The sequence below is a fragment of the Stenotrophomonas sp. HMWF003 genome (genome assembly GCF_003061285.1).
Lineage (GTDB): Bacteria > Pseudomonadota > Gammaproteobacteria > Xanthomonadales > Xanthomonadaceae > Stenotrophomonas > Stenotrophomonas maltophilia_AP.
This window is the reverse complement of record NZ_QAIW01000390.1, coordinates 1-4,517: the sequence shown is the minus strand read 5'-3', so window position 1 is coordinate 4,517 and position 4,517 is coordinate 1. Positions and strand designations below refer to the sequence as shown.

Here is a 4,517-nt window from a genome sequence, read left to right as displayed (position 1 = left end):
CGGCGCGTAGTCCAGCGCGGCGCGCTTGGCGTCGTGGCGGGCCTGCCGCGACTGGCTGTAGTCGTTGTTGAACTGCGCCGGCTCGAAGCCGCCGTAGGTCGGGTTGGGCAGCATCCACCAGCGCTCGCCGAACCAGTCGTGGTACTGCTGCAGCAGTGCGTCGCGACCGTCGTTGGTGTTGGCGGTGACTTCCACGAAGTCGCCCAGCTGGTCGCCGAACTGCATCAGCACGCGGTACTTCTGGCCCGCCAGGCGACGGCGGCAGTTCTTCTCGCTACCGGCCTGCTCGCAGCCTTCCACCACGGTGCCCAAGCCGAGGAACACGCTGTCGTCGGCCACCGGCAGGCCTTCGGCGCGCAGGTTGGCCAGGGTGGCCTCCTTGAGGTGCACGGCGCGGTTGGAGATGTACAGCAGGGTCACGCCCTTGGCATTGGCGGCCTTGGCGAAATCGACCACGCCGGGAATCGCCTTGGCCTTCTTTTCAGCCACCCACTGGTCCCAGGTCATCTCGTCGTATTCCTTGCCGTCGCGCACCAGGCGCGCCTGGTAGGGCGAGTTGTCCAGCACGGTTTCATCCACGTCCAGCACCACGGCCGGCTTCAGGCCCTTGGCGGCGTTGCCGCGTTCCTCGGACACCAGGGCGTCCCAGTTGGGTTCCTTCAGCGCCTTGTCCAGGTGGTCGGCGGCGGCGCGGTAGGTCTGCTCGGTGATGGCCCGGTATTCCTGCGCACGCTGCATCCACAGCACCGCGTTGAGATTGTCGTTGGCCGACACGGCGGCATCGCCACTGGCAGCGGGCGCGCCTGCGGGCGCTGCGGCGGCGGCCGGCGGGGCGGCATCGGCCGGGGCTTCGGTGCGCTTGCAGGCACTCAACGCCATCACGGCGCAGGCAAGCACGGACAGGGAAACAGCAGCAGTACGGCGCATCGGGGTCACCAGCAACAAAGTCGCGCCAGTTTACCGGCTTGTCCGCCCCGGTTCATGCCGCCGCCGGGGCTCGGCTATGCTGCACGCCCCTGAAACACCCCGGAGCGCGCCATGACCGACGACACCCAGACCCCCGCCCTGCCCGTGCTGAGCGCGGCCCAGGCCCGCGCCCTGGGCTGCCTGATCGAGAAGGAGGCAACCACGCCGGACGCCTACCCGCTGACGGTCAACGCCGCCCAGGTGGCCGCCAACCAGAAGACCGCGCGCGAGCCGGTGATGGCGCTGTCGGCCGGCGATGTGCACCACGCGCTGCGCCAGCTGGAAAGCATGGGCCTGGCCCGCCAGCAGTTCTCCTCGCGGGCCGAACGCTACGAGCACCGCGCCGGCAGCGCGCTGGACCTGACCCGGCAACAGCTGGCCATCGTGGGCCTGCTGCTGCTGCGCGGCCCGCAGACGGTGAACGAGCTGCTGACCCGCAGCGAGCGCCTGTTCCAGTTCCAGGACGCCGAGGAAGTACGCCACCACATCGAGCGCATGATCCAGCGCGGGCTGGCGGTGCAGCTGCCGCGCGCCAGTGGCCAGCGCGAGGACCGCTACATGCACCTGCTGGGTGGCCCGGTGGACGTGCAGGCGTTGGCCGAGAGCTACAAGGGGTCTTCGTCGAGCGGCGGCGGTGGTGGCGGCAGCCCGGCGCTGGAAGCGCGCGTGCAGCAGCTGGAGGCCACGGTGGCCGAGCTGCAGGAGCAGCTGGCGGAATTGCGCGCGCAGTTGGGGGGCTGACGGGCAGCCGACCAACGGTCGGCTCTACCGGCGGCATGTGCGTGGATCGAGCGCTGCGCCCGGTCGCCGGTGTCAGGGGGCCGGGGCGCCCGGGGTGGCGAACAGCAGCACCACGTCGCCGCCATGCGGTGGCGGCAGCAGCAGGTCGCCGCGGTCTTCCATGCCCAGTTTGCGCAGCAGCGCGGCCGAACGCAGGTTGTCCGGCGAGACGATGCCGTACAGGTCGGTGTACCCCAGCACGTCGCGCGCGTAGTGCATCACCCCGCGCGCGGCTTCGAACGCGTACCCGTTGCCCTCGTACTGGGCGAGCAACGCGTAGCCGATGTCCGGCGCCGGCAATCCATCGCGGCGCACCAGCCCGGCATTGCCCAGCCACGCCCCGTCGCTGCGGCGGATGATCGCGTACATGCCGAAGCCATTGAGGGTGTAACTGCCCAGCACGCGCTCGGCGGTGTAGTCGCGCGCCTGCGCCAGGGTGCGCACGCCACGGTCGGCGATGTTGCGGATGAAGCCCGGCTCGTTGAGCAGGGCCAGCATGTCGGCGGCGTCGTGATCGGGGTCGATCAGGCGCAGGTGCAGGCGGTCGGTCTGGATCACGGCGGACATGCGGGTACCGGTGGAAGGCGATACGCCGATTGTGCAATGCGCGTCCCGAACGCGGTAGAGCCGACCGTTGGTCGGCTGCGCTTCGAGGGGGGCTCCTGCAGCCGACCAACGGTCGGCTCTACCGTTCCTTCAGCCGACCAACGGTCGGCTCTACCCCGCGTGGGTCAGTCGAAGAGTGCCTGGATCGCGGCCAGACCCGCGTTGGCGCGCTCTTTCTTGCGCGCGGCGTCGGCGACGGGATCGGCGCCGTCGCGCTGCATTTCCTCGGCCGGGATCTCGTCGAAGAAGCGGCTGGGCTTGAGCCGCACGTGCTCGCCGAACTTGCGGGTGAGCTTGCTGTAGCTCATCCACAGCTGCACCTTGGCGCGGGTGATGCCCACGTACAGCAGGCGGCGTTCTTCCTGCAGGTTGCCTTCGTCCAGGCTGACCTGGTGCGGCAGCACGCCATCCTCGCAGCCGATGATGAACACGTACGGGAATTCCAGGCCCTTGGAGGCGTGCATGGTCATCATCCGCACCTGGTTGCCGCCGTCGTCCTTGTCGTTGCGCGACAACAGCGCCAGCTGCGCGGCCAGGTCGGCGGTGGAGGCCCCACGCGGGCCGCCTTCGAACCACTGCGCCAGTTCTTCCAGGTTGCCCAGGCGGCGCTGGTAGACCGATTCTTCCTTGCACGCGCTGCGCAGTTCGGAGACCAGCCCGGATTCCTTCACCAGCTTGCGCACCAGGTCGCCGGAGCTGAGCTTGGGCATCTCCGCACGCAGGTCGCGCAGGATGTCGGTGAAGCGGCTAAGGCCGTTGGCCGCGCGCGGTGGCAGCTGCGACAACGCGCCAATGGCCTCGGCCGCGTGCGCCATCGGCAGCTCTTTCTCCGAGGCAAGTTCAGCCAGCTTGGCCAGCGTCCCGGCGCCCACTTCGCGCTTGGGCGACTGCACCGCACGCATGAACGCCGTATCGTCGTCGGGGTTCACCAGCAGGCGCAGCCACGACAGCGTGTCCTTGACCTCCTGGCGTTCCAGGAACGCGGTACCGCCGGTGATGTGGTACGGCGCGCGCACCAGCTGCAGCGCTTTTTCCAGCGGTCGGGACTGGAAGTTGCCGCGGAACAGGATGCAGAAATCGCTCCACGGAATTTTCTTCGAGGTCGCCAGGAAGGAGATCTCGGCGGCCACTTTTTCCGCTTCATGCTCGCTGTTGCGGCACTCCCACACGCGGATGCGCTCGCCGTCGGCCTGGTCGCTCCACAGCTTCTTCAGGTGTTCGTGCGGGTTGTTGGCGATCAGCGCGTTGGCCGCGCGCAGCACGCGGTTGGAGCAGCGGTAGTTCTGCTCCAGCTTGATGATTTCCAGCGCCGGGTAGTCGCGCGCCATCTGCTGCAGGTTTTCCGGATTGGCGCCGCGCCAGGCGTAGATCGACTGGTCATCGTCGCCCACGCAGGTGAAGTTGCCCTTGCTGCCGGCCAGCTGCTTGAGCAGCCGGTACTGCGCATCGTTGGTGTCCTGGCATTCGTCCACCAGCAGGTAGCCGATGCGCTCGCGCCAGGCCATGGCAATCTCGGGGTTTTCTTCCAGCACCTGCACCGGCAGCCGGATCAGGTCGTCGAAGTCGACCGCGTTGAACGCGGTCAGGCGCAGCTGGTAGCGCTCATAGACGCTGGCTGCTTCCTTCTCGCGCGTGCTGCGTGCGGCTGCCATGGCCTGTTCGGGCGACAGGCCGGCGTTCTTGGCGCGCGAGATCAGGTTCTTCACGTCCTCGATGTCGTCGGGCTTGGCGCCGTACATCAGGTCCTTGACCTGCGAGGTGGCATCGTCCGCATCGAAGATCGAGAAGCCGCGCTTGAGCCCCACCGCCGCGTGTTCGATCTGCAGGAACTTCAGCCCCAGCGCGTGGAAGGTACAGATGGTGACGTCCTCGGCATCCCCGCCGTGCAGGCGCTTGGCCACGCGCTCGCGCATTTCCTTGGCCGACTTGTTGGTGAAGGTGATCGCCGCGATGCGCCGCGCGGGGTAGCGCTTGGTCGCGATCAGCTGGGCGATCTTCTCCACGATCACGCGCGTCTTGCCGCTGCCGGCGCCCGCGAGCACCAGCAGAGGACCTTCGCAGTGCAGCACTGCGGCGCTTTGGGGGGGATTGAGACCGTGCATGCCATCTCCGGGGGAGGGGCATTGTACCGGGCCGCCCGGCCGGGGCGGGGTGCCCGGCGGTGG

General features: G+C 68.5%; 4 protein-coding genes. 1 reads left to right on the top strand and 3 read right to left on the bottom strand.

What is annotated here, in order from left to right:
* Window positions 1-927: 5'-nucleotidase, lipoprotein e(P4) family (locus DBR34_RS16690; RefSeq protein ID WP_128097641.1), on the bottom strand; the 927-nt coding region annotated here is incomplete at its 3' end.
* 111 nt (window positions 928-1,038) lie between these two features.
* Here DBR34_RS16690 and DBR34_RS16685 point away from each other — a divergent pair.
* A complete protein-coding gene (locus DBR34_RS16685; RefSeq protein WP_128097630.1) occupies window positions 1,039-1,707 on the top strand; it encodes a DUF480 domain-containing protein in 669 nt (222 codons plus the stop codon).
* A gap of 72 nt (window positions 1,708-1,779) precedes the next feature.
* Here the strand turns inward: DBR34_RS16685 and DBR34_RS16680 are convergent, their stop codons facing one another.
* Both DBR34_RS16680 and DBR34_RS16675 read right to left on the bottom strand, forming a co-directional pair.
* Window positions 1,780-2,313 (bottom strand): GNAT family N-acetyltransferase, encoded by a 534-nt coding sequence (locus DBR34_RS16680; protein WP_128097629.1) that lies wholly within the window; start codon window positions 2,311-2,313, stop codon window positions 1,780-1,782.
* A gap of 164 nt (window positions 2,314-2,477) precedes the next feature.
* Entirely contained in the window at window positions 2,478-4,454 is a 1,977-nt protein-coding gene (locus tag DBR34_RS16675; protein ID WP_128097628.1) for a UvrD-helicase domain-containing protein, read from the bottom strand.
* Window positions 4,455-4,517 lie beyond the last annotated feature (63 nt).

Bases quoted from the DNA above. Each gene is read 5' to 3' on its own strand.
- DBR34_RS16685 (WP_128097630.1), top strand. From the start codon at position 1,039: ATGACCGACGACACCCAGACCCCCGCCCTGCCCGTGCTGAGCGCGGCC.
- DBR34_RS16680 (WP_128097629.1), bottom strand. From the start codon at position 2,313: ATGTCCGCCGTGATCCAGACCGACCGCCTGCACCTGCGCCTGATCGAC.
- DBR34_RS16675 (WP_128097628.1), bottom strand. From the start codon at position 4,454: ATGCACGGTCTCAATCCCCCCCAAAGCGCCGCAGTGCTGCACTGCGAA.